Source organism: Streptomyces sp. NPDC000410 (genome assembly GCF_040300305.1).
Taxonomy (GTDB): domain Bacteria; phylum Actinomycetota; class Actinomycetes; order Streptomycetales; family Streptomycetaceae; genus Streptomyces.
In genome coordinates, this window is the sequence record NZ_JBEPDM010000073.1 from 1 (window position 1) to 23,557 (window position 23,557).

The 23,557-nt window shown below is 68.7% G+C and carries 27 protein-coding genes and 3 pseudogenes; 18 read left to right on the forward strand and 12 right to left on the reverse strand.

Annotated features, from left to right (window positions below):
- Positions 1–603: 603 nt before the first annotated feature.
- On the reverse strand, positions 604–1,281 hold the full coding sequence (locus ABT342_RS35490; protein WP_351582839.1) for a TetR/AcrR family transcriptional regulator: 678 nt from the start codon (positions 1,279–1,281) through the stop codon (positions 604–606).
- A 41-nt stretch (positions 1,282–1,322) separates the two neighbouring features.
- Between ABT342_RS35490 and ABT342_RS35495 the strand changes: the two genes are divergently transcribed.
- The 3 genes from ABT342_RS35495 (at position 1,323) to ABT342_RS35505 (ending at position 4,177) form a co-directional block, all read left to right on the forward strand.
- A complete protein-coding gene (locus ABT342_RS35495) occupies positions 1,323–1,796 on the forward strand; it encodes a hypothetical protein (protein ID WP_351582842.1) in 474 nt (157 codons plus the stop codon).
- A gap of 237 nt (positions 1,797–2,033) precedes the next feature.
- The gene (locus tag ABT342_RS35500) at positions 2,034–3,008 is read left to right on the forward strand and encodes an endonuclease/exonuclease/phosphatase family protein (RefSeq protein WP_351582845.1); all 975 of its coding nucleotides are present in this window, start codon (positions 2,034–2,036) and stop codon (positions 3,006–3,008) included.
- Positions 3,009–3,547: 539 nt separating this feature from the next.
- Positions 3,548–4,177 (forward strand): hypothetical protein, encoded by a 630-nt coding sequence (locus tag ABT342_RS35505; RefSeq protein ID WP_351582848.1) that lies wholly within the window; start codon positions 3,548–3,550, stop codon positions 4,175–4,177.
- 56 nt (positions 4,178–4,233) lie between these two features.
- Here ABT342_RS35505 and ABT342_RS35510 read toward each other — a convergent pair whose 3' ends face one another.
- The 3 genes from ABT342_RS35510 to ABT342_RS35520 form a co-directional block, all read right to left on the reverse strand.
- Entirely contained in the window at positions 4,234–4,647 is a 414-nt protein-coding gene (locus ABT342_RS35510; RefSeq protein ID WP_351582851.1) for a hypothetical protein, read from the reverse strand.
- Positions 4,648–4,922: 275 nt separating this feature from the next.
- A complete protein-coding gene (locus ABT342_RS35515) occupies positions 4,923–5,174 on the reverse strand; it encodes a hypothetical protein (RefSeq protein WP_351582854.1) in 252 nt (83 codons plus the stop codon).
- A 300-nt stretch (positions 5,175–5,474) separates the two neighbouring features.
- The gene (locus tag ABT342_RS35520) at positions 5,475–6,410 is read right to left on the reverse strand and encodes an AraC family transcriptional regulator (RefSeq protein WP_351582857.1); all 936 of its coding nucleotides are present in this window, start codon (positions 6,408–6,410) and stop codon (positions 5,475–5,477) included.
- Positions 6,411–6,499: 89 nt separating this feature from the next.
- On the opposite strand from ABT342_RS35520, the gene ABT342_RS35525 reads away from it, so the two are divergent.
- Positions 6,500–7,432 carry an NADP-dependent oxidoreductase gene (locus ABT342_RS35525; protein WP_351582860.1) on the forward strand — a complete coding sequence of 311 codons (933 nt, stop codon included), beginning with the start codon at positions 6,500–6,502 and terminating at the stop codon, positions 7,430–7,432.
- A 200-nt stretch (positions 7,433–7,632) separates the two neighbouring features.
- Positions 7,633–8,283, forward strand: a complete 651-nt coding sequence (locus ABT342_RS35530) for a transposase (RefSeq protein WP_351582864.1) — start codon at positions 7,633–7,635, stop codon at positions 8,281–8,283.
- A 101-nt stretch (positions 8,284–8,384) separates the two neighbouring features.
- Here ABT342_RS35530 and ABT342_RS35535 read toward each other — a convergent pair whose 3' ends face one another.
- Positions 8,385–8,573, reverse strand: coding sequence for a hypothetical protein (locus ABT342_RS35535; protein ID WP_351582867.1), 189 nt, complete (start codon positions 8,571–8,573; stop codon positions 8,385–8,387).
- 266 nt (positions 8,574–8,839) lie between these two features.
- Entirely contained in the window at positions 8,840–9,235 is a 396-nt protein-coding gene (locus ABT342_RS35540; RefSeq protein ID WP_351582870.1) for a Dabb family protein, read from the reverse strand.
- A gap of 73 nt (positions 9,236–9,308) precedes the next feature.
- Here ABT342_RS35540 and ABT342_RS35545 point away from each other — a divergent pair, with 73 nt between their 5' ends.
- The 3 genes from ABT342_RS35545 to ABT342_RS35555 all read left to right on the forward strand — a co-directional run bounded on the left by ABT342_RS35545 (position 9,309) and on the right by ABT342_RS35555 (position 11,883).
- Complete coding sequence (locus tag ABT342_RS35545; protein ID WP_351582872.1) at positions 9,309–9,962, forward strand: TetR/AcrR family transcriptional regulator; 654 nt, start codon at positions 9,309–9,311, stop codon at positions 9,960–9,962.
- Between the two features lie 650 nt (positions 9,963–10,612).
- Positions 10,613–11,638 carry an alpha/beta fold hydrolase gene (locus ABT342_RS35550; protein WP_351582873.1) on the forward strand — a complete coding sequence of 342 codons (1,026 nt, stop codon included), beginning with the start codon at positions 10,613–10,615 and terminating at the stop codon, positions 11,636–11,638.
- A complete protein-coding gene (locus ABT342_RS35555) occupies positions 11,635–11,883 on the forward strand; it encodes a hypothetical protein (RefSeq protein ID WP_351582875.1) in 249 nt (82 codons plus the stop codon). The genes ABT342_RS35550 and ABT342_RS35555 overlap by 4 nt, the downstream gene beginning before the upstream one ends.
- Positions 11,884–11,889: 6 nt before the next feature.
- On the opposite strand, the gene ABT342_RS35560 is transcribed toward ABT342_RS35555, so the two are convergent.
- The 3 genes from ABT342_RS35560 to ABT342_RS35570 are packed head-to-tail and all read right to left on the reverse strand — an operon-like array spanning position 11,890 to position 13,496.
- Complete coding sequence (locus ABT342_RS35560) at positions 11,890–12,462, reverse strand: Tn3 family transposase (RefSeq protein WP_351582878.1); 573 nt, start codon at positions 12,460–12,462, stop codon at positions 11,890–11,892.
- Complete coding sequence (locus ABT342_RS35565; protein WP_351582880.1) at positions 12,371–12,808, reverse strand: hypothetical protein; 438 nt, start codon at positions 12,806–12,808, stop codon at positions 12,371–12,373. Before ABT342_RS35565 ends, ABT342_RS35560 begins: the two co-directional genes overlap by 92 nt.
- 46 nt (positions 12,809–12,854) lie before the next feature.
- A complete protein-coding gene (locus tag ABT342_RS35570) occupies positions 12,855–13,496 on the reverse strand; it encodes a TetR/AcrR family transcriptional regulator (RefSeq protein WP_351582882.1) in 642 nt (213 codons plus the stop codon).
- 100 nt (positions 13,497–13,596) lie between these two features.
- On the opposite strand from ABT342_RS35570, the gene ABT342_RS35575 reads away from it, so the two are divergent.
- From ABT342_RS35575 to ABT342_RS35585, 3 genes are all read left to right on the forward strand, one after another.
- Positions 13,597–14,181: a dihydrofolate reductase family protein gene (locus ABT342_RS35575; RefSeq protein ID WP_351582886.1), complete on the forward strand. Its 585-nt coding sequence runs from the start codon at positions 13,597–13,599 to the stop codon at positions 14,179–14,181.
- A gap of 74 nt (positions 14,182–14,255) precedes the next feature.
- Entirely contained in the window at positions 14,256–15,050 is a 795-nt protein-coding gene (locus ABT342_RS35580) for a VOC family protein (protein WP_351582889.1), read from the forward strand.
- Between the two features lie 58 nt (positions 15,051–15,108).
- Positions 15,109–15,990: a GNAT family N-acetyltransferase gene (locus ABT342_RS35585; protein ID WP_351582892.1), complete on the forward strand. Its 882-nt coding sequence runs from the start codon at positions 15,109–15,111 to the stop codon at positions 15,988–15,990.
- Between the two features lie 191 nt (positions 15,991–16,181).
- Here the strand turns inward: ABT342_RS35585 and ABT342_RS35590 are convergent.
- Positions 16,182–16,427: pseudogene (locus ABT342_RS35590) on the reverse strand (Tn3 family transposase); the annotation flags it as partial.
- A gap of 476 nt (positions 16,428–16,903) precedes the next feature.
- Between ABT342_RS35590 and ABT342_RS35595 the strand changes: the two are divergent.
- From ABT342_RS35595 to ABT342_RS35630, 7 genes and pseudogenes are all read left to right on the forward strand, one after another.
- Complete coding sequence (locus ABT342_RS35595; protein ID WP_351582895.1) at positions 16,904–17,176, forward strand: HNH endonuclease; 273 nt, start codon at positions 16,904–16,906, stop codon at positions 17,174–17,176.
- Positions 17,173–17,511 carry a TopoII/MutL transducer domain-containing protein gene (locus ABT342_RS35600; protein ID WP_351582916.1) on the forward strand — a complete coding sequence of 113 codons (339 nt, stop codon included), beginning with the start codon at positions 17,173–17,175 and terminating at the stop codon, positions 17,509–17,511. Before ABT342_RS35595 ends, ABT342_RS35600 begins: the two co-directional genes overlap by 4 nt.
- A gap of 666 nt (positions 17,512–18,177) precedes the next feature.
- A complete protein-coding gene (locus ABT342_RS35610; RefSeq protein ID WP_351582901.1) occupies positions 18,178–18,780 on the forward strand; it encodes a recombinase family protein in 603 nt (200 codons plus the stop codon).
- Between the two features lies 1 nt (position 18,781).
- Entirely contained in the window at positions 18,782–20,317 is a 1,536-nt protein-coding gene (locus ABT342_RS35615; protein ID WP_351582904.1) for a S1 RNA-binding domain-containing protein, read from the forward strand.
- Positions 20,314–21,231: a hypothetical protein gene (locus tag ABT342_RS35620; RefSeq protein WP_351582907.1), complete on the forward strand. Its 918-nt coding sequence runs from the start codon at positions 20,314–20,316 to the stop codon at positions 21,229–21,231. The genes ABT342_RS35615 and ABT342_RS35620 overlap by 4 nt, the downstream gene beginning before the upstream one ends.
- An 83-nt stretch (positions 21,232–21,314) precedes the next feature.
- A pseudogene (locus tag ABT342_RS35625) lies at positions 21,315–21,455 on the forward strand (RacP protein); the annotation flags it as partial.
- 42 nt (positions 21,456–21,497) lie between these two features.
- Positions 21,498–22,334: pseudogene (locus ABT342_RS35630) on the forward strand (IS5 family transposase); the annotation flags it as partial.
- On the opposite strand, the gene ABT342_RS35635 reads toward ABT342_RS35630, so the two are convergent.
- On the reverse strand, positions 22,330–22,806 hold the full coding sequence (locus tag ABT342_RS35635; protein WP_351582910.1) for a hypothetical protein: 477 nt from the start codon (positions 22,804–22,806) through the stop codon (positions 22,330–22,332). The pseudogene ABT342_RS35630 and the gene ABT342_RS35635 overlap by 5 nt on opposite strands.
- A gap of 108 nt (positions 22,807–22,914) precedes the next feature.
- Positions 22,915–23,268 carry a hypothetical protein gene (locus tag ABT342_RS35640; RefSeq protein ID WP_351582913.1) on the reverse strand — a complete coding sequence of 118 codons (354 nt, stop codon included), beginning with the start codon at positions 23,266–23,268 and terminating at the stop codon, positions 22,915–22,917.
- Positions 23,269–23,557: the final 289 nt, after the last annotated feature.

Genomic DNA, 23,557 nt, shown 5'->3' on the forward strand with positions numbered 1-23,557 from the left:
GTACCGCTTCGTGTACTTGCTTCCCACCTGGTGCTACTTCCTCTGGAACCTCAAGATCCCAGTCTCCAGGTGCCCACGATCAAGGGGAAGCTTCAAGGGCGCGCTGCGCTCGCCGCTGCCGCCCGACTCACCAAGAGCCTGGCGTGCTACCTCCGCCGCGCGGCGTCCTAGACCTGGGCCCTGTCCTCAAAGGGGGCACCAGGAGCCCCGCAGGTCGCGCTGGTGGCTGGAGGAGAATGCCGTCATGGCCCGGCTCGCAACGGCACCGGGCCAGATCTCTCCATCGCCGAACACGGAGTCGGCTGGCGGCCCGGGCACGCGTGGCCTGCCTTCGCCCGGCCAGCCTGGCGCCCCGATATCCGGGCGGCGTCATCTCCAGGGCCGGGATCAACTTGCACCGCATCATGGTCGCCCTCGCCGCGGCGTCCGCCAGGCTGTTCCGGAGTGCTGCCGCTGGGCCGCGGCCTGGCGGATGCCTTGTCAGCGGACGACGTCGAGGATGTTCTTCTGCAGACCGTCGACGGGGGCGGGGGTGGGAAATGGGGGTGCCCCAGTCGGCGGGAGCGGACTGGGGCACCGTGGCGAGGGTGCTGCTCTCGCCGTCTACTTCCTCTCGGCCGCCTGTCCAGGCGCTACGGCTGCTCGGGGCGGGTCGGCGGCGCGGATGAGCTGGCGGAGCGCGCCTAGGTAGACCTCGTGGTCGACGACGGCGGGCAGGACGGTGCCGAGCTGCCCGGTCAGCACCGGGAATTCCTGCGGGTCGAGCGCGGCCAGTGCCCGCCGGGTGGTGGCCTGGGCGGCCTTGGGGTCGCGGTGGTTGACGAAGCTCGCGCCGCCGAGCGTGAGCAGGTACATCCGCCGGTAGGTGACGATCGCCTCCTGTGGCGTCATGCCGGCGGTCAGGGAGTCGGCGAGCTGCGGTTCCACCAGGCGTTTCAGCAGCTGTGGGCCGAGCCAGGGCCGGTCGCCGCGCAGGGCGACCAGGCCCGGATGGGCCGTCAGCAGCTCGTACAGCGCGGTGAACCGCTGCTCGGTGGCGCTCGCCCAGTCGGTGCCGGTCTCGATTTCCGGCAGGCGGCCGGCGAGGTGGTCGGTTACCAGGTCGAGCAGTCCGGCCAGGTCTGTGCATCGGCGCTGGAGGGAGGCGACGGAGATGTTCAGCGCGGCGGCGAGGGTGCGGAAGCTGAGTGCGGTGGGCCCGTCCTGATTCACGATCAGCAGGGCTCGCTCAGCGATCCGTTGGGGAGTCGCGTGATCCAGGGAAGTGGATTGCCTCGGCATGCGAGTCAGCGTACGGTACACCGTACCGTCACGGTAGGCTCATGCATCCTTACGGAGGCGACATGCCCCGCACCACGGCACTCGACCCGCTGTTCACCGCCGTGGACAGCGCGTCCTTCACCGACCGGCACCTGGCGAACCTCGCGGCCGGCACCCTCGCGGCCGTCCGCGTCCCCGACTTCCTCGACACCGCCACGTGCCGGGCCGCGCTCGCGGCGCTGGACCGGCTGCCCACCGGCGACTACGACACAGCCAGGGTGCCCACCCCGATCGTCCGGTTCGGCCCGGCCCTGAACGACTACCGCGGAAAGGCCGGCCAGCTGGATGCCGGGCGGTACTGGCGCGACGCCGACGCCGCCCGCGCAGCTGGCATCGGGCCGGGATGCGCCCTGACCCGATCGCCATCTCTCTGGCCCGCCTCGGCTCCGCCTGGGGCGCCGCCGTCGCCCCGGCCACCATCGCCGGCCGCCCGGTCTTCGGCGGGACGCTCCGTGAGATCAACGCCGGGGCCCTGATCCATTACGACGACATCAACCGCGAGTTCCCCACCGGCCTGTTCGACCAGGAGGTGCTCGCCCAGCTCGCCTTCAACCTCTGCGAGGCAGGACCGCCACCAGCCCGGACATACGCTGGTCTTGTCCGGGACAGCCCCGGACAGCCCTCACGCTTGCACGACATTGATGGACCCCCCCCAAAACTGCTGCCAGCAACGGCTTCGGATTGGACGCCGAGGCCATAGAGGGGGAACACAGGTGCGAAAGCAACGCTGGACGGTCTTGGCATTGTTGCTGGCGGCGCTCCTGGCGGTCACATCACCAGGTTTCGCGAATGCCGAGAGCACGGGCCCGCAAGCAGCTCGAACGGAAGTGGAAGACTTACCCCTGCCGCCTGAGGTCAGGGTGCTGACGTGGAACATCTGCGGTGCGATCGCACGCTGTCCCAATGACGAGAAACCGAAGCGGAAGACGGACGAAATCGTCAGCCATGCCAAAAGGGACAACCGCATAGCGGTGATCATGGTGCAAGAGGCATGCGTCATGCACGCCAACTTGCTGCGCGAATCCCTGCCCGGCGAGTGGGTGGTCCATCACCGCAAGGCACCCAACATGAACACCGGGCAGCTCCTGGGCTGCGCCGCCGACAAGACATCCCCGAAGGAGCAGCGATTCACCGGCGTGGCGATCGCCCTGAAGAAGCTCCCAGGAAGCGACCTGCGTCCCTTCGACATCACCTTCAAGAAGGCCGACTCGCGGCCAGCCACCCAGGGGGCGGCGTGCATCGAGGACCGCGGCAACGCGCTGGTCGCGTGCACCAGCCATTTCCCCAACTCCAGTGACGACGCCGACCCCACCGGCCGCTATCGCGCCGTCGCAGCACAGGACTTCCACGACTGGTCGCTCAGCTGGCAGCGACGTGGCCTGCGCACCATCATCGGCGGGGACCTCAACCTCTCGCCGGGCGACGACGAGATCAAGCCCCTGTACACCGACCACTTCGAAGCCGACACCGCCCGGAAGTGCAACACTTCGGGCCCCCGGCAGTGCACGAGCTGGCTCGGCGACAAAATCGACTACATCTTCTTCAGCGACTACGGCTGGGACCTCAAGAGCGGGCGCGTCATCTACGACGGCTCGTGGCGCTATGACCTGAACTACAACCCCGCACCCTGGCCCGAAGGGCTCAGCGACCATTGGATGCTCACAGGCACCGTCAAGCCGTCGGCGTGACGGTGGCCCATAGGAAGTGATCAAGCCGCGCGGCCGCCCTCGCTCCGGGGGCGGCCAGTGCTCTTCCCACGAAGCCCATGTCATCAGCCGGCACAGAGTATGAAGCAGCGGACTCGCATCGTCCGCGCCTCCCTACGAAAGCTTCGATCGGCTCGACAAAGCACGTCCCGCCCGGGCCCACGGCTGGCAGTGCCCGGAGCCCGGGCGGGGGCCTTTGCCCTTCCCGCCCGGGCTCCAGAGCCTTCCGGCGACGCACCGGCAAGGTCCGAGCGTCAGCCGGCGGACGTGAGGGCGACGGCGCGGTGACCGATGGGCCGGTCCTGGGAGACCCACGACGTCGCCACCGCCTGCCCAGCTGCCCATCATCGGCCCGGCACTGTGCCTGACGGCTCCGGGCAGGGCCATGTGGCAGGCAGGCGAAGACGGCTGCGCCATCCTCGTCGAACTCCCCCTTGGTTCCGCGACCGGGGGCGTCGGCGAGGCGGCGCAACGCGGCATGTGGGCAGGCCCAGCTTCCTGCCCAGGTGGTTCCTTGCCCGGTGGCAGTGGCAGTTCACGGTGCGGTCGTCGATGTACATGAACGGGGCGACCTGCGTGGAGGAGTACCCCATCAAGAACCGCATCACGATCACCTGGCGCACCGGCAGCTCGGATATCGCCTCGTACAGGCCGATCGTGCTCGGGCGCTGCGCGGCGAGCTCCAGCTCACCGCGCAGCGCCCGCAGGTTCCGCACGATCGGCCCGTTGATGACGTACGCCGGGTCGCGGCCCTCCCGGGCGAGGCGCTTCGTCACGTGCCGGTGCGGCACTGCAAGGGTCCGGCGCTCAAGCTCGTCCTCCTGGAGCCGGTGCTGGCTCCGTTCGTGCAGGCGCTGGACGGGGTGCGGTTGGAGATGGGTATCGGGTTGCAGTCCGCGGACATGCTGGTGCGCTCGACGCTGGTGAACGCCCGTATCTCCTGGCGGTCGTTCGAGCGGGCCCTTGCGGTGATGTCCGCTGTGGGGATCGATCCCAAGGTCTACCTGATGTTCGAGCCGCCGTTCCTGACCGACGGCGAGGCGGTGACCGACGTCGTGGAGTCGGTGGATTACCTGACCGGGCTCGGCGTGCTTGGGGTGACGCTGTGTCCGACGCGGGTCTGTACCCCGTCCGTAACGGAAAAGCTCTGAAAATCGGCAACAGAAAAGGCTCGCCGAAATCCCGGCGAGCCTTTCTCGTTTCTGGGTCAGGCGCGTCCCTGCGTCGAGGCGCAGAATTTCGGCGTCCCATTGGCGCCGTTACGCAGACACGCCGTCACCTTCACCGTCGCCCCTTCGGGGAAGTTGACGTCATCGGTGAGCGCACAGTTGCCGTTGTCGCCGTCGGCGTCCTGGATCTCCCACGTGGTCCCCGAGTAGGTGATGAACGTCACCGCCCGATAGCCGTCCCTGTCGTGATCGCACGCGTTCCAGACTTCGGCTGAGCTGCTGGAGTTCTTGTCCCCGTTCCAGTTGGACATGCCGCCGGGGTCGCCGTCGGTCGTGTAGACACTGACCTCTTCCGGCGCGGCCACGGCGGGGCCCTGCGCGAAAGCCACCCCGGCCACGGTGAGCACGGAGACCAGAGCGGTGCTGACCGTCCGGCGAGAGAGTCGAAGCATGTTCCTTTTTCCTTCCCGTTTTTGAATCAGCCACAGGCCGATTTCACCGCGATCCATCCCGCCTGGTGGTCGTGAAAAGTCGGCATCGCGGTCTTGCTTTCACCTGGGAGTTCCAGCACCGCCATACTCACCCCGCCGCTCGCGGTATCGCGTCCTCCGGTGGTCCTGGCCGCCTCCCCCGAGTGGGGGAGGCGAGGGGGTACCTGAGGGAGTCCCGGTAGTACTCGCCGATAAACAACGGAGCAGCCCCTGAGCTGCGGCAACGGCGGTTTTAGTCACTCGCCGAGGGTGTTGACGCGGTTTGCGTACTCGCGGCGGGCCTTGCGCTGTGCCGGGATCGCCGAGGTGCCCGGGGTGCCGTCGAGGACCTCGCAGAGGGCGAGCAGTTGGCGGTAGACCGGGGGCGCGGCGCTGACGCGCAATGTGTAGCCCTGGCCGGGCCGGACGGCCACGCCCTGGTCGAGCGCGGCCCGCGCGGCGGGCTCCAGTTCGGCCGTGCGCAGGAAGTCGGCGACCTTGACCGGCATGTCGAGGGTGACCGCAGCCCCCGGGGCCGGGGCGTCCTCGTGGCCGGCGATGTGCTCAGGCAGAGGTCGGCGACGGCCGTGCGGATGGTGCCGCGGCTGACGCCGTGTTCGCGGGCCAGGGCGGCGATGGACCGACCTTCCAGGTATTGTGCCTGCCTGCGACCGGCACCGGCGCCTCCGGAGGAGCCCCGGCAGGCGTCAAATCCGCCCGCGTCGTCGCCGTGGCCGACAGGGTGTCGGCGTACACCTGAATGTGCCCGGCCGCGTACGACTGAACGTGCTCAGGTTTGACACTCCGGATCAACTCTTCCGCCGGTAAGCGCCGGGTGCGGTCCCGTGCGCGCGTTTGAACGCGTTGGCGAAGGCGAACTCGGATGTGTAGCCCACCTGGGCGGCGATGGATCTCAACGGTGCGTCCGATGCCCGTAGCAGGCGCGCTGCCGTGGTCATCCGCCACCAGGTCAGGTAGCCGAGAGGCGGTTGGCCGATCAGCATGGCGAAGCGTCTGGCGAACGGTGCCCGGGAGAGCCCGGCTTCCGCAGCGAGTTTCGCCACCGTCCACGGTGCTGACGGGTCTCGGTGGATGGCATGGAGGGCAGCGGTGACGGGTGGGTCGTTCAGTGCGGCGGCCCACCCTGTGGTGTCCCCTCGGGCGGGCTGTTGTTTGAACCAGATGCGCAGGATGTACAGCAGGAGTGTGTCCAGGAGTGCGGGGACGGCCGCGTCCGTGCCCAGGCGCGGTGTCTCCAGCTCGGCGGCCAGGAGTGCTACGGCTGAGCGCAGTTCAGGATGGCCGTCCGACTGTGCCGGCAAGTGGATCAGATCCGGGAGGGTCAGCAGCAGCGGGTGTGTGCGGGACGGGTCGAGCTGGTAGGCCCCGCAGAGCACTACGGTGACCGGACCGCCGTCTCCGCTCCGGTCGACGCTGTCCGAGGCGTAGGCGTCGTACAACTCGTGGTCGCCGCGGCCGCAAGCAGGGGCTGTCAGCAGGGTTTCGGGGCTGTTGGCCAGGGTGTGCCCGCTGCCGTGGGGCAGGAACACCACGTCGCCCGTGCCTAGTTGGACGGGCTCCGCGTCCGGGGTCAGTAGCCAGCAGGAACCCTGAAGGATCACCTGGAAGCCCGCCGACCCCGGTACGGAGGCGAACTCCTGTCCCCACGGGGCATGCCACCGCACATATGCCGACCGGGGGCGGCCGGTCCGCGTCACCGCGACTACGTCGCTGAGCACATCCATGCCCTGAGAGTACGGGTGCGAGACGCACACGCATGAAGTGGGCAGTCTGACGCATGGATCGTCTTCATCTACGGTCGTAGATTCGCGGCATGACGATGATGAAGACCGCGCGTATCCACGAGTACGGCGATGCCTCCGTGATGCGCTACGACGATGTTCCGCGTCCACGAACCGCCTTCGGCGAAGTGCTCGTTCGTGTCGCCGCGACCTCGTTCAATCCCACCGAGGCCGCGTTGCGCGCCGGACTGCTGCAGGCGTTCATCCCCGTGGACCTGCCCTACACGTTCGGCTGGGACGTCGCCGGCACCGTGGCCGAGATCGGCGCGCGGGTGGAGGGCTTCGCTGTCGGCGACCGGGTCATCGGGCGGCTCGACAGCGGGGGTGCGGCTGCCGAGTACGTCCGCGCGCCCGCCGCCGTGCTCGTCGCTGCGCCGGCGTCCGTCCCCCTTGCGCATGCTGCGGCCCTTCCCGTGGCCGGTCTGACGGCCTGGCAGGCGGTGTTCGAGCACGGGAAGGTAGCCGCGGGTCAGCGGGTGCTGGTCAACGGTGCGGGTGGCGGCGTCGGAGGCTTCGTGACGCAGCTTGCCAAGCACGCGGGGGCTGAGGTGATCGCCACGGCCAGTCCCCGGAGCACCGGGGCGGTCCTGCGGCAGGGAGCGGACCAAGTGATCGACTACACCGCCGGTCCGGTGGGCGCCGCGCTCGACGTTCCGGTGGACACCCTGGTCAATCTGGTCCCGCTGAATCCGCAGGACGCCGCGGCTCTGGCGCCTCTGGTGCGGCCGGGCGGGAGGATCGTGTCGATCGCCACCCCGATCGAGCCGTCCGCCGACACCGGGGTGAGCGCGATGCACATGGTCGCCCGCAACGATGTCGCACATCTTGCGGCGCTCGTGGAACTCGTCGACGCGGCCACGCTCAGCATCGACATCAGCGAGTCACGTCCACTGGCCGACCTCGCGGATGTCCACCGCCTCAGCGAAGCCGGCAGGACCCGAGGCAAGGTCGTCATCATCCCTTGAGCCTGGGTGGCCGGACCTTGATTTCGGTTCCCCGGCCCGCCGGCCGCTGGGCACGTTTCCGTGTACCTGGCTGAGTACTTTGACGAGTACGCCGACAGACAGGGCACCGGTTCGCTGAGCGGACCCTCGCCAAGCATGCAACCGTCCACGCGCTCCTGGCCGCCGGCCACAGCAAGTGGTCCATCGCCCGTCAGGTCGGCATGGGCTTCAGCACGGTCCTCCGCTTTGCCCATGCTGCAGAGCCGGAGCAGCTGTTCACCGGCCAGTGCCAGAGCCGCCCCACCAAGCTCGATACCTACAAGCCCTACCTCGACCAGCGATGGCAGGAGGGCTCCACCAACTCCTGGAAGCTGTGGGAGGAGATCAAAGAACAGGGCTACCCGGATGGCTACGGCAACGTTCGCGCCTACGTCAGCCGGCATCTACGTGGCAGACCCCAGCCGGTCGGCCCCCGGCCGCCGTCCGCCCGCGCCGTTACCCGCTGGATCCTTACCCACCCCGAGGCCCTGGCCGAGGGCGACCGGCTCCAGCTCAAGGCTGTACTGGCGAACTGCCCTGAACTGGACGCACTCGCCGGGCACGTGCACTCCTTCGCCCACATGCTCACTCAGCTGCAAGGCCACCAACTGCCGACGTGGATCAAGGCCGCGACCACCGCCGACCTGCCCAGCCTCCAGCGATTTGCCCGGCATCTGGAGCGCGACCTCGACGCAGTCACTGCCGGACTCTTCCAGCCGTGGAACTCCGGAGTTGTCGAGGGCCACGTCAACCGGATCAAGATGCTGAAGCGCCAGATGTTCGGCCGCGCAGGCTTCGAGCTCCTCCGCAAGCGGGTCCTGCTCTACTCCTGAGATTGCTCAGGACGCATCGTCGATGAGCCCGAAGCCCTCCGGGAGGCCTTCCAGGGGCCCGGCGCGGGGCGGCGACCTCGGTCGCCGCAGCCTGGCGGCGGTCAGCGGCGGTCGCTCCGGGCGCGTGCGGCGATCTCTTGGGACACCAGATCGTCCACCCACGCGAACCACGGCTCCATGTCGCCGTATTCGATCGTGTCGCGGGGCACCGGCTGGCGCAAGCGGAGCTCGCCCAGATCCGTTACTGGCGTCCCGGTGTGCTGAGTGACCTGCTGTTCAACTGGGGGCATTGACGGCCGCCCGTCAGCCACTCGGCACACCCGGCGCCCGGCTCACCGCAGCCAGCGGCGCCCGCACCCGGTCATCGATATGTCCGGCCGCATGTGGTCGGTCGACGATGCGGCGCGCGGCCCAGAACCTGACGGTCCCGCCACCGGCCACAACCCCTGTTGCTCACAGGCAGGAACGGCCGCAGCCGTTCCCTCCGCAACATTGAGATCGCCGCGCATGCCCGGAGCAGCGTCCAGGCACGAGGCAGTCACATGGCCCGACGGACTCAGGCGAGGGTGAGGAGCGGTTCGAGCTGCGCTGCCCACTGCGGATACCGGGCGGCCTTCTTCTCGTGCATCGCCATGATCTCGTCGGCCAGCGCCGGGTCCATGTCGTCGGAGAGGTCAGGGCCGATGGCGATCCTGGCCAGGTGCGGAATGATCTCGGGGTCTCCCGCCAGGTGGACCGGGTCGTACATGTACCGCTCCAGGGCCGCCAGGTCCTTGATGCCCACGCAGTAGGCGTGCGTGAAGCCATCGGCCGGGTCGGCCAGGCTCTGCCCAACCGTTGCGAAGGAGACCGATTCGACGGACGCCGTGCGCCGCATCAGAGTGAGCACACCGGCCTTCTGCTCCTCGGTCGTCCCGTCCTTGAAGGCGAACCGCAGCATGTGAACGATCACGGGTTTCCACTTCCTTGATTGAACTCACTGGTTCAGAAAAACTTCCCGTCGGGTAGTTCACTAGAATGAACGCATGAGTTCAGCGGCGTCAAGCAGACCCAAGGCTGTCCCGCGCGGGCGCGCCGACAAGCGGAACGCGATCCTGAACGCTGCGTTCGCCGTCTTCGCGCGGCGCGGATACGCGCAAGCGTGCGTTCAGGAGATCGCAGAGGAGGCAGGGGTCGCCAAGCCGACCGTCTACAGCCATCTCAACGACAAGGAGACCCTGTTCCGCCATACCGTCGAGGCCGCGGCTGACGCCCTCATGGCGGAGAACCTCACGGCGATCGAGCACCTTCGCGATCGGGCGCCGGACGAAGATCCGCGGGCTGCGCTGACGGACCTGGCGCACCGGCTGGCGCGGGTCTGCTGCGGCGAACGAGCCCACGCGCTGCGCCGGCTGACCTACGCACAAGTGGCACAGCTCCCCGACCTGGTCGAGATCGTGCAGGAGCGCACCGCGCACCGCCCCAGCGCGGCACTCGCCGACCGGCTCGCCCGCCTCTCACTGGCCGGCCGCCTGCGCCCATGCGACCCGGAGCAGGCCGCCGAGCACTTCTTCGCCCTGCTCACCGGCCCCCTGGAGTCCCGCTCCCGGCTGGGCACGCGCCGCGTCCTGGCCGCCGAGCTGCGCGGCACGGCGGAAGCGGCAGTGGACACCTTCCTGCGCGCGTACGCGAGCGAATAGGACTGCCCGGCAGATCAAGGCGGAAACCACACCTCTACGGCGTGATCGGCCGGACAAGTCCTGGCCGACCGTGATCGTCTCAGCGCCAACGGCTGTATCGATGTTCCCCGCGGCCGAGCAAGCGAGCGGATCGATCGGATGGAGACCCCCGGTCCGGCCCGGCCATGCTCCTGCGACCCCAGCTTGTTGCCCTGCAAGCGCGGAGGCGGCATGTGCGGGTCTGCGTCCGATCGGCCGACCCTGCCTGGCAGGGCGCCACGACCCACCGAAGGATGCTGCTGACGGCCCACCCTGGACGACAGGCGGGCACGGCCCGAGGGCGGCCGTACCTCCGATGCGCAAGAGGCCCAGGCAGGAGATGCCATGCACGCCAGACCAGAGACTCACGCGCTCCCGACGGACCGGTACGCGAACCGGAGACCGAAGTCGCGGAACCGGCGACGGTCATGGCCGGCCAGGGGACTCCGCGGGGCCGGGTCCCGGAAGCGGTGGCTCGTGCTGTCTCTCTGCCTGATCATGGGCGCCGTCGGCTCTGGCGAATCAGTCGCTGCTGCCGGCCGCCTCGTATCGTCGCCCAGGCCCTGCGACGAGGTACCGACCGGCGTCGCCTCAGGGATCACTGGCTGCACTTCAGGGTGCCGTCCGGGCTGATGCCGGACCCGCGGTTCGACGGGCGCCAGGCCAGGCTCCAGGTGCACCGGGTCCGGCCGGTGTACGCGAACGGCAAGTGCCGCTCGGTGCCCACCCGGGCCGCGGTGCTGATCCACGGCGGGGCGCAGCCCGGATCGCCCACGTTCGATCTGCGGCACCCCGCCAGCGGCGGCGGCGAGCTCAGCGCGCAGAAGGCGCTCGCGCGGGCGGGAATCGACACCTTCACCCCGAGCCTGCTCGGCTACGGCCGCTCCACACGGTTCGACGACGGCCTGAACGATCCCGGCAACGCGAGCCTCAGGCCCTACCTTCCGGACGGCTCCTGCCCCTACCCCGAGGGATGCGACCGCACTCATGCCCCCGTCCTTGTTCCCGCTCGATCAGCAGGGGACGTTGCTCCTGACCAATCCCCTGGGCGGGGAGCGGCGCGCGCACTCGAGCAACGTCCGCTTCGCACGCATCGACACCTTCGTACGGGACATCGCCAGGTCATCGACGACGCCATCGCACGCGCGAAGCCGACGGACGGCAAGGTCGCCCTGATCGGCTACTCGCTCGGCGGGCAGAGCGTCGCACGCACGCTGCACAGGCACGCCGACGCCGTCGCGAAGGTCAACCGCGTCGTGTTCCTGTCGTCGGCCTTCGGATTCCCGACCGAGGAGACACCGCCGCCGACCGGCTTCGCCACATTCCCGCTGCGCCTGACCGACGCCGCCGGAAACGCCGGGGTATGGCGGATGTCGCCGGAGCGCGAGGCTGCCTGCACCGGCCATGTCATCCCCGGCAGCCAGGAGCAGTCCTGGACACAGAACATGGAACAGGATTCCGTGGGGCGCAACTGGGGAAGGGACGACCCCGGCAACCCCACAGGACTCATCCGCTCGCCGGTGCTCTCCAGCTACGGCTGGAACACGACCGTCGCGGGGCAGTTGACCACACCCGCGCTGGTCATCCACGGTCAGGACGACACGGTCGCGCCGCCGGCCAACGCGCCCGCATCTACAACGCCCTCCCGGCGTCGATGACGAACAAGCTGCTGGTGCAGGTGCAATGCGCAAGCCACGCTCAGATCTTCGAAGGCTGCTCCGGGCCGCGCTGCACGCCGGACTCGGGGACGCCTTACGGCGGGCGCCCCGGCGAACCCTGGGCCGGACCCCATGCCACGCTCAAGGCGGCACTGATCGAGTGGATCAAGAACGGCACCTTCAACGGCGCCGCGAACGGACAGTTCACCGTCGACGCGAGTGGCGTGGCGAGCTCCGGCACGTAGAGCCGCTCACGCCTTCAAGATGAATGCCGCCCAAAGGTGAGTGAGGGGCTCCCACGACCTGGGGGCCCCTCGCACATGTGGCTGGCGAGAAGCCACCGGCACTTGGCAGCTCCGACGCAAGAAACGACGACCACGCCATGTCACGAGCTTCCGCGTCAGCCGGGGGAGCTGATGACACCTGCCCCTGCCGGCGCCGGCCGGGGGTGAGGCACGGTGAGCCACCCCGAGGTCGAGCCGTTTGTCCATCTCCAGGCGGAAGGTGCCGTACGGGTTGATGTTCGACCAGAACAGCGCCGTCAGCCCACGCCGGTCCTCGTCCGAGAGTTTCCACGCCCGGACCGGATCGGCGAGAACCTGCTGAAGCAGCAGAGTACTGACGTGCGCCAAGGCCGACTGGAGCAGATGCAGCGCGAGCTTCGAGGCCTCGAGGAGTCGGCGAGTGCGGGCAGGGTGGCGCGGGCGTAGCGCCAGCGGCGCAGCCCGGGGGTTACCAGCGGGAGTGGAAGTACAGAGCATGGAAGGCGGCGCGCAGCGGGGCGGCTCCCCTGCCGGTTTTTGTCCAGGTGGAGCCGGCGTCATTGGAGTACGTCATCGGGTGCCTGCCCCTGGTCAGCACGCGCAGCTCGCTGTGGTCGATGCCGGCTTCCTCGCGGTAGAGCACGAGGTGTTGGATGCCGACGCCGGGCGGGGTTGAGCTGCCCGGCAGGACTGCGATGTCTGCTTCGGATCCGATCGCCGTCCAGTCGATGCCGCCCTCTGCTTGTGCAGCGCCGGTTTTGCGCAACCAGGCCGTGAAGTCGGACGTCGCGGCCATGTCCTTGCACTGCTGGGTGTTGTCCGCGATGCCGCAGAACTCCGCACTCCATGCTCCTTGGTGGGGTGCGCCGAGGGTTACGGCGTCCTCGACGTAAACGTAGAACTGCAACCAGGCGGGTTGTCCACCGTCGTGCGAGCCCGGACGTGCGGCGAGGTCACGAGGCCGTGGCGGTGGGGTGGTTGCCGAGGGCGGCGGCGAGGAGGGTGCGGAGGTGGTCGGCCTCCGGGATCAGGGTGGCCTCGATCTCGTCGTCGGAGTGGCCGGCCAGGGTGAGTTCCTGAATGCGCCGGAACAGCAGACGGTCCGCTGCGGCGATCAGGGCGGCCGCGGCCCGGGGCGCGATGGCGGGGACGGGATGCGGGGTGACGGCGGCCAGGGCCGTCGCGAGTGCCTCCTCTCGCTGGTCGTGCAGTTCGCGCAGCCGGGTGGTAAGGGTGGGGCTGTCGGTGACCATGCGGGCGAACGCGGGGCCGGTGAAGCCGACGACGGGGCTGTGTTCCAGCAGAGCGGCGCGGAACGTCCGTCCCACGGCGGTGAGCGGCTCTTCGCCGGGCTCGCGCCCGGCGACGGCCGAGGCCAGGCCCTGGGTGAACGCCTCGTGGTGGTCGAGGGCCAGGTCTTCCTTGCGGGGGAAGTAGTTGGTCACCGTCTTCTTGGCCACGCGGGCCGCGGCGGCGATCTCGGCGATCGTGGTCTGCTCGAAGCCCTGCTCGATGAAGAGCCTGGTCGCGCAGTCGGAGATCAGCTGCCTGGTCTCCTGCTTCTTGGACTCACGGAGCCCCAGTTCGATACCCATGGAAGAATCTTACACTCGTAGCAAAATTAGGCTTGACCGATCCAAAGATCCATGTGAAAGTTACGTCGGTCGCAAACTTCGCCTGGCTGAACGGATCCGGATGCGCAAGCTCACCTACTACGTCGGCGCCACCCTCGACGGCTTCATCGCCGCTCCCGACGGCGGCTTCGACTTCTTCGACACGTGCCTCACCGAGGACTTCGTCCCGTACCTGATCGACGCGTACACGGAGGCCCTCCCGACCCCGGCCCGCGCCGCCCTCGGCGTCGCGGACGCGCCCAACACCCGGTTCGACACCGTTCTCATGGGGCGCACCACCTACGGCGCGGGGCTGCCCTCCGGCCTCACCAGCCCCTACGCCCACCTGCGGCAGATCGTGCTCTCCCGCTCGCTCACCACCAGCCCGGACCCGGCGGTCGAGGTCACTGCGGAGGACCCGGTCGCCCTGGTCCGCAAGCTCAAGCAGGAGGACGGGCTCGGGATCTGGCTCTGCGGCGGCGCCGACCTGGCCGGCCAACTGCTCCCCGAGATCGACGAGCTGATCGTCAAGCAGTACCCGATCGTGGCCGGCGCCGGCATCCCGCTCTTCCGCGCCGACTTCTCGCCGCGCACCTTCCGGCTCACGGACAGCCGCGTGTTCGAGGGCGGCAACCTCGTCCTCACCTACACGAAGGCCGCCGCCTGAGCAGCACCGCTCAGCACTCTCGCCCGCGCTTCACCGCCCGACCCGCCCGCGCCCACCCCTGCCGAGGAGCCGCCGTGAACGTCACCACCTCCACCCTCTCCCTGACCGTTGCCGACGTGGACGCCTCCCGCGAGTTCCTCTGCACCCACCTCGGCTACCAGGTCGCCATGGCCGCCGACGGCTTCGCGTCCCTGACCCGAGCCGACGCCGCCGTGGACATCGTGCTGCTCCGCCGGGGCGCCGAGGTCCTCCCGGCCGACCAGCGCGACCAGCACGCGGCCGGGTTGATCCTCGCCCTCACGGTCACCGACCTCGCGGCGGAGGAAGCCCGCTTGCGCGGTGAAGGCGCCCCGATCACGATGCCGCTGCGCGAAGAGCCCTGGGGCGAGCGGCTGTTCCAGCTGACCGACCCCAACGGAGTCGTCGTCCAGCTCGTCGAATGGGCCACCCCGACCATCCAGACCGCGCCCGCCGAAGAAGCCGAGGAGACCTCCGCCATGCACGTGATCAGCCCCGACGCCGAGAACGTCACCGAGTCCCCGAACGCCCGCATGACCGGTCTGGCCGCTCCCAGCCGTGGCAGCACGGAACTCAGCACCTGGACCGTCGCGATGGAGGCCGGGCAGACCGGCCCCGAGCACCTCATCAGCCGCGAACAGGTCTGGACGGTGACCGCCGGCGTCCTCGAAGTCACCTGCGACGGCCGCAGCGAGAAGATCACGGCCGGGCAGACCTTCGTCCTCCCGCCGGACGTGCTCCGCCACGTCCACGCCCCGCAGGCGGCCGAGGCCCACGTCGCCATGCGCTCGGACGGCGTGGCCTCCGTCCCCGGCACCGAAGGCACCCGCGTCCTGCCCTGGGCCCAGTAGCGGCCTGGAGCAGCACGAGTCTCACCCCCCTTACGTCCTTCCCATAAATGGAGACAGCTTGTCCGTGCGCATCACCGCCCTGACCGACCCCGAGGAGACGTCCGCCGGCCGTCGCCTGGCCTGGTTGGCCTCCGGCCCTGACGGCCGCCCCGTCGGGTCCGCCTTCCTGCGCCTGTTCACCAAGGAGGGCCAGCGCCACCTCGCCGAACTGGACGTTCAGGTCCACCCGGCCGAACGCCGTCGGCGGGCGGGCTCCCTCCTGCTCGCCGCGGCCCTCGCCGCCGCCCGCGACGACGGCCGACGTACCGTCGTCTCCCAAGCCGAGGCCGGCTCTCCCGGCGCAGACTTCCTCGTCGCCACCGGCTTCCGCGCCGCGCTGGCCCTGACCTACGCCCGGCTGCCGCTGGCCGATGTGGACCTCCCCGCGCTCACCCTCCTCGCGGAGAATCCGCACGCCGATTACCGGCTGGTGGCGTGGGAGGGAATCGTGCCCGACGATCTCGCCGACACCTTCGTGGCATCGCGCCGCGCCATGGACGACATGCCGATGGGCACTGTCGACTACGGCACGGTCATCTGGGACCTCGACCGGGTACGAGCGGCGGCCTCGGCCATCGCCGCACGCGGGGAGATCCTGCACACCGTGGCGGCCGTCGACCGGTCGGACGGCACCATCGCCGGCTTCACCGAACTCGTCATCCCCGGCAGCGGGACGGGCGACGCCCAGCACTACGGCACGGCAGTGCTGCCCCGGCATCGCGGCCGCGGCCTCGCCCGCAGGATGAAGGCCGCCTCGATCCTCCAGGCCCGTGAACGCCACCCCCGCCTCGGCGGCCTGCTGACCGACACCGCCGACAACAACCCGTACATGCGGCGCGTCAACGACGAGCTCGGATACCTGCCGACGCACACGGCCCACGAGTATCAGCTCGACCTGTAGGCGAATTGCGCAGTGGCCTTGCACGCCCGGCCGCAGAAACGCGCCTGGGCCCGCTCCGGCCCGGAGCGGCCTGCCGCACTGCCCGCACCGGCGTACATCTCCCTCGCCCGTCCCCATCGTCAGGGGCGGGCTCGGGCTGGTCACAGCCACGCTTCAGCCGTACGCAGCAGGCCTCGGACCGGCGTGCCGGTTCAGTCTTCGTCATCGTCGTCCTCGACGGCGTCCGGGTACCGGAGGGCTTGCAGGCCCTGGCCGGGGCTGCTGGCCCTGATGTTGAACAGGTAACGGCCCAGAAAGTTGATGTGCCGGTCCTTGAGCGGGGAGAGGCGGGCGACGTCGCCGTCCTTGACGGCGTGGCCCTCGGCGCGGAGCTGGACGACGGCGGCGTCCAGGCAGCGGGCGTTCCACAGGACGACGGCGTTGAGGACCAGGCCAAGGCCGGCACCCGCGCGGGCGGGGAGCACAGCGCGGCACCTTCATCGCTTTCTTGCGGGATGGTCCCTCCATTCGGAACCAGATCGACACCGTGGTCTACTGCTTCCCGCACACGCGGGGATGGTCCCGTGGAGCTCCGCGTCCGCGCCGAGCTCGTTGACTGCTCCCCGCGCACGCGGGGATGGTCCCGCGGGACGTTCACGTCGCTGAATCACTACGTGTGGTGGCTGACCTGGAAGTGGGCCGGACGTCGCCACCACAACAAGCCGGGGTGCTGGGTAATGGAGCGGTACTTCGGGCAGTTCCACCCGTCCCGACGAGACTGAGTATTCGGCGACCGCGACAGCGGAGCCTTCCTACCCAAATTCGCCTGGACAGGATCGTCCGCCATTCACTCGTGAAAGACAGGGCGTCACCAGACGACCCCAGCCCGGGCGAGTACTGGCGAAACCGCCGCCGAAGGAAAGCGCCACCGCCCATGGACAAGACCAGCCTTGCCCTGGCGGTGCGGCAGAGAGGGCTCTGCCCTCTCTGCAAACAGGCGCTGATCGCTGGGGCTGAGTACGAGCCGGACAGTCCACGTGAGTGGATCAACTGGTTCGCGGCCTCGAAGAAGATGCTCCACAAGCATCACTTCACCTACCGGCGAGACGGCGGCACGGACGAGCGGAACAACCTTCGCCTCATGCACTCCGAATGCCACCGTCAGCACCACGCAGGCGATGGTGAACGGGCCACATCACCCTGCTGACCAGCCGGCCCACCGTCGGCGGTACGCACGCGGTGGGCTTCCGCGACGGGGTGGCGGCCGCGGTCACCGCGTACGCGCGGGAACAGGGGCTGCTGACATCTATGGACCCCGACTTTGGCGCCGATCGGATCGGCGACGGCCTGACGGCGGTCGTGTCGGTGAAGCTGGACCGCCCCGAGTTCGAGGGCGCCATGCGCGGCGTGCTCGGCAACTCCGAAGTGCGCCGCTGTGTCGGACAAGCCGTCCAGGACCACGTCGGCAGGTGGCTGAAGGAAGACCCGGAGCGCGCCGCAGCCGTCATCGACCAGATCGTCCAGGGCGCCCGCCGGGACTGACCGACGACGAACCGCCCTGCTCGTCCAGAAGACGAGACCGGCGGGGCGTCGGCAGGAGACAGAGGAGGGCAGCCGGAGTACGCCAGAAACAGGCAACAGGCGTGTGCACCCACGTCATGTGTTGTGCAGGACGGCGTAGCGCCAGCCCTTCAATCAGGTGGCGAAGCTCTTCGGGGATACGCCGGTGCCCAGCGTCCGAACGCCGAGTACGGACGAGGCCGGCAAGACTCCGATCCCGGTAGGCAGCAGCCCACCGCTGTGCGGTCCGGCATGCAACACCAGCCTCGCCGGCGGCCCGCGCCAGCGGAACCGCGTCCTCAAAATGAGGCCGTAACACCGCGGACCGGAGCATCTCCGCTTCCCGCTGGTAACCGGTCAGGCCCCCCAGCGCCGCGAGGCCGACGGCCACTGTCGCCATGCCCACCAGCGTGCCGCCTGCCGGGCTGTCCCTCACCGGCGTACGGGCGCACGAAACCGGCGCTCGTCCACTTCACGCGCTCTCCGCACGGAGAAGATCTTGTCGGGCTCGACTCTGTCCGTAAGGGGAACCTCCAACGAATAATGATGATCTTGACTGACGGAAGAGATCGACCTGCGCTGACGGCGTCTCATTTAGGGTGTCCGGTGATCTGTGCGCTGAGCGGGGGCTTACCGTACGCTCCGGGCATGAGCGAACGCGTCGGCTATGCGCGATGCAGTCTGGACAAGCAGGACCTCACCGCACAGCGCGAGATCCTGCTCAGCCTGGACGTGCCGGAGGGCCGGATATACCTGGATCACGGACTGACCGGAACCAATCGCGACCGGCCCGGCCTGGCCCAGGCCCTCGCGGCCGTGCGTGCCGGCGACACCCTGGTCGTCCCCAAGCTTGACCGCCTTGCACGCTCGGTACCCGACGCCCGCGACATCGGCGACTCCCTCACCGCCCGCGGCGTCAAGCTCTCGCTCGGCGGCACCCTCTACGACCCGGCCGACCCGATGGGCACGATGTTCTTCAACATCCTGGCCACCTTCGCCGAGTTCGAGGTCGACCTCCTGCGGATGCGCACCCGCGAAGGCATGGCGGTGGCGCGGGCAAAGGGCAAACTCAAGGGAAAGCAGCCCAAGCTCAGCGCCCGCCAGCAGAGCCACCTGGTCCAGCAGCACCAGTCCGGCGAGCACACCATCTCCGACCTGGCCGAGCTCTTCTCCGTCAGCCGCGCCACTATCTACCGCGTCCTTGAACGCCATCAGAACGCAACGGCGCCGTCGACCTCCGGCGGGCAGTGACGTGCTGCCCTACGTCTACCGGGTCACCAAGTACGACCCCTCCGACCGCGACCAGCACGGCCGCTACGCCGGCGCCGAGCCCGCGACCAGCGACCAGCGACCAGCGACCAGCGACCACGGTCCAGTCGAAGCCGCGTACCTGCGGGCCGTCGCCGCCTTCGCCGGGGGCACCGGCGTCGACCAGCTGGCCATCCGTGAGCCGCAGCTCGGCGGCTTCGCGCACTTCGGCCTGGAATCACCGATCGACGGCTACGGCCTGGCCGACCTGTTCTCGGCTGGCCCCGCCGGGTTCCACGACGGTGCGGTGGTGCCGATCGCCGTCGGCCTGGAGCTCGTCCGGTCCATGCTCCGCGACAAGGGTGCCTGGTGCCGATTGGAGGCGGAGGGAGCGTTCGCCGTGCATGTCGGCTGGGACCAGTACCTCTACATCGGCAGCAACCTGCCCTGCGAAACCGCACTGGCCCGCACCCGCGCGCTCGGCCTGTTCCCGGAACGTGTGGACGCCTCGCCGTACGACTTCGCCCCCGACGACCCCGCGTACGTGCAGCGGCCGGCCGACTCCGACTTCTGGGCCCGCCTGCACTGGACCGTCAGTGCCCACCGCGCGGTGTTCCTGGAGGAGGTCTTCGCCGTCAACGCCTCCCGGTGGCACCGCCTGACCCGCGACAGCATCGAGACCGTGCGCTCCCAGCTGGCACCACGCGCACAGTTGGCGATCTGGCCGGACCTGCTCACCGATGTCGACACGGCCGTGGCCGCCCTGCCCGACGAAGGCCTCGTGGAGATCGTCTGGGAGGACGAGGACGGGCAGATCACGAGCGCGGTCGTGGGCGAGACCCGGTTCGAGGCAGTGACCTCCCGGCTCGCCGGCGCGCGTGCTGCCGGCTTCGTATCCATGTATGCCGGTGAAGATCTCCCACTGTTCACCGCTGTGCTGCCCGACGGTGACGGTGTTCTCCGTGCGCGCTGGCAGACCGAGCCGACGCCCAGCGACCGGGACTGGGCGTTCCTGAAGACTCTGCGGCGCGGCCAGGTCGTCACCGGCACAGTGACGGCCATCGCCAGCTTCGGCGTCACCTTCGTGGACATCGGCGGCTTCACCGCGATGATCAACATCCCGGAGCTGTCCTGGCGCCCGTTCGACCACCCGTCCGACGTCGTCAGCGTCGGCCAGCAGGTCACAGCTGAGGTCCTCGACGTCGACATGGTCCGGGAACGGGTGCCGCTGTCGCTCCGAGCAGTGCAGGAAGACCCGTGGCCGCAGGTAGCGCAGCGGATCGGCCAGGTGGCTATCGGGCCGGTCACCAAGATCGTGCCATTCGGCGTCTTCGTCCGCATCGAAGACCGAGAGGACGGCTTCCAGGGGCTCGTACACACCAGCGAGCTGGACGAATCCTCCGGAGACGTCATCGAGGTCGGCGACGCCCTCAGCGTGAAGATCATGGAGGTCGACATCGCGCACCGCCGCATTTCCTTGTCGCATACCCAGGCCCGCACAACCCGCCCTGAGGGCGGCAGTGAGGGTGGATCGGCATGAGGAGTCAGGAGGCCGAGCTTGACCGGGATATAGCCGTGCTCTTGGCGGGCATGGCGTTCACCGAGATACGGCATCTGGCCGGGAGGCCCCAGCGCGGGGTGCAGGACACTTCCCATGACGAGGTTCTGGACCGCATCAGGTTCCTGGCCAACTTGAGCCACAACCTTCCGGGTGTTGCACGGCCACGTGACAGGAGGCCCTCCCGTCAGGGCCAGCCCATCGGGAGCTTCGATCAGGCGATGACCGAACGGCCGATGAGCTGGGTGTGGAACACCGCCGGCCCGGACGCCCGTGCATGGATGCTGCGTCACATCGAACAGGCAGGCCGAAGCTGGACGCCACCCCCGCCGCTGCCACAATCCCGCAGGGCCCCGTCGCCGATGACGCCGCGGCAACGGGTATGCCTTCTGCTCAGACGCTGGCCCGTCAAGGCCCCTGCCGGGCGACAGCCGCTACCCTCAGAAGCGAACGTTCTCAAGGCCCTCGACACCGAAACGGTCTGCGCCTTGAACGACGAGGCCCGACGGCGTCGGCTCGGCCTGAGTGGTAGCGGAGCGTGGCTCCGGGCGCATCTCGCCCCCGACGGCGTCCACTATCTGCTCCCGGATCCGGCGAACTACTACTGGCCCGGTATTCCGAACGGCCGCGGCGGCGAGATCGACTGGTGGCAGTGCACCATGCTGCTGCAGATGAACAACGGAGAGCAGGTCCGAGGCATGGTCGCCGTACTCCCAGAGACCTTCACGGCGTTGCCCTCGACCTTGCCCCGGAAGAACCAGCTGCGACTCGTCCACCGCGTCCGCTCCATCGAGCGAGACACCTCCCAATGGGGCAGAGACCACAAGGCCGAATGCGCCCCGCAGGTTTGCGGATACGTCCCCGAAGCAACCGGTAACACCTCGACGACTGCATGACCGCAGCAACGGTGGCATCGTTACTGAGAGCTACTTGTCAATTGGCGGCAGCTTCGGGAGTGCAGGGCCTACAGGGACACCGCGAGCTGGCCGAGTTCTGCCGGTTCATCACCGGCACCGTCGCCCCGCACGCCGCCGCCCACCCCAGCGACAAGTGGATCAAGCACATCGTCACCCAGCTCAACTCCATCGAGTCCACCCTCGACCTCATCAACAGCTCATGAGCTGCGGGCGGGACCGCCGCACTCGTCTGAGGGACTACCGTCATGCGCAGTCGCCGCTACCCCTCGGACACCACGAACGCCGAATGGGTCCTGCTCGAAGGGCTGTTGCCCACCCCGGCCTGCGAGACCAGCACAGGTGGCCGGCCGGAGAAACACCCGCGCCGTGAGATCGTCGACGCGATCGATGCGTCGTGGACACCGGATGCAAATGGAGGACCCTGCCTGCGGACTTCCCGCCCTGGCGCACGGTCTGGGGGTTCACGGCCCGCTGGGCCGCCGCCGGGATCATCGGGCAGATCCGGGACCACCTGGCGGGGCGGATCCGCCGCGACATGGGCAAAGGCCCCGCGCGGTGGCCACCGTGATCGACTCCCAGAGCGTGAAGCCGCCGAGACCGTCTCCCAAGCCACCCGCAGCTACGACGCGGGCAAGAGAATCCACGGCCGCAAGCGCCACCTGATCGTTGACACCCGCGGCCTGCCCCTCAGGGTCATGGTCGCCCCCTCTGACCTGCACGATGCCGCAGCCGCGGAGGAAGTCCTCTTCCGCCTGCGCCTGATGCATCCCGAGATCACCATCCTCTGGGCCGACTCCGCCTACGCCGGGAAGCTCGTGGACTGGGCGAATCAGCACCTCAACCTCACGATCAAGCCGGTCAGTCGGCCCAAGGACGCCTCAGGTTTCGTCGTGCTGCCCCGCCGGTGGGTCGTCGAACGCAGCCTCGCGTGGATGATGCATGCACGCCGCCACGCAAGGGACTACGAACGGCTCATCCAGCACTCCGAAATGCTGATCACCTGAGCCGCCATCACCCTGATGACCAGACGCCTCGCCCGGAAAGGCGCCACCCCCAGCTGGCAAAAGAAAGACCCAGCTACGACGGCCAGATGACTACGCCATCACGCACCACCAGCGGCTCGGGCTGACGCTCTTCATGGAACCGGGTCCATCCCAGGTGGACGCTGCCATCGGGCCATCGGTGAAAATCGCCAGCCTTGTTCGCAAGCCAAGTGAGCAGTTCGCCAGTGCGCTCGAAGCCGTCGGGGTGGATCTCCTGCCGACTGGTCAGAGCCCAGGCATTACGCCGGGTGTCCTGCTTGCGCAACAGGACCGAGACAAGTGCACCGTCCACCTTGAACGCCTCGCCGTGGTGGCCCAGAAGAGGCTCAGGATGGTCCTCGACGATGAGCTCCCCGTGATCATCCTCCACCACAAACGGAAAATCGCTCACGATTCGGAGGACCTTCGGCTGGGGGCCCAGCCCGAGGTGCCACTGGAGCTCGGCGAGTTCCTCCTCCGACAATTCGTCGCGCAGGTCCAGCGTGAGCATGAGTTCAAAGATGTCAGCCATAGCCGCACACGCTAGCGCTCACGTCTGACAGTCCCACCCTCGTCAGCTGGTGGACCTACCCCACGTGGACGGCCAGGGCGGATGGAAAACAAGTTCTGACCTTGACGTTTAACCTTCGGTGGCCGGCGAAGGAGGTTCGTTCCCAGTGGCGAGGGTGACTTGGGCGGTCCATGACCAGGGCTCCGGGGGCGGATCCCAGTGCACCTCGACGTCGGTGTCGTGGAAGTCGCGCGCGAGTTCCGTCACCATGACTGCCGCCGCGGCTCGTGCGTCTTGTGGTTCGGTGTTGATCGGAATGTCCAGGCGCCCGCAGAGCATTCCGCCTTCCATGGTGATGACGCTGGTGCGCCAGCCCTCCCGCGTCGCCGACAGGACGATCCCCTTCGGAATGCCCCAGACGGGCCGCTTCTTCTTCTCCTCCTTGCGTCTCACCATGCCGCTATCCAACATCGTCGGGTTCATGGTGATGAGCCTGGGTGGGGGATCCACTGCCACGGCGCGGTTGGTTCCTGTCTTGTGGCGAGAGGGCGTTTAGCTCTTTATTCTGATCATTTGCAACGGTATGGACTTGCGGTCGGCCGGGGCTGCTGGAGTTGGTGTGAATCATGGTGCGGGAGTGACTGCCAGGCGGGCGTCTTGGGCTGCCTGCTCCTGTTTCAGAAGCCGTATCTCAACCGATCATGGAACGTGTGGCTCGAACAGGCTTCCCGCCCGAGTGATCTTCCCGTTGTACGCGCATGAAGGCAGGGCC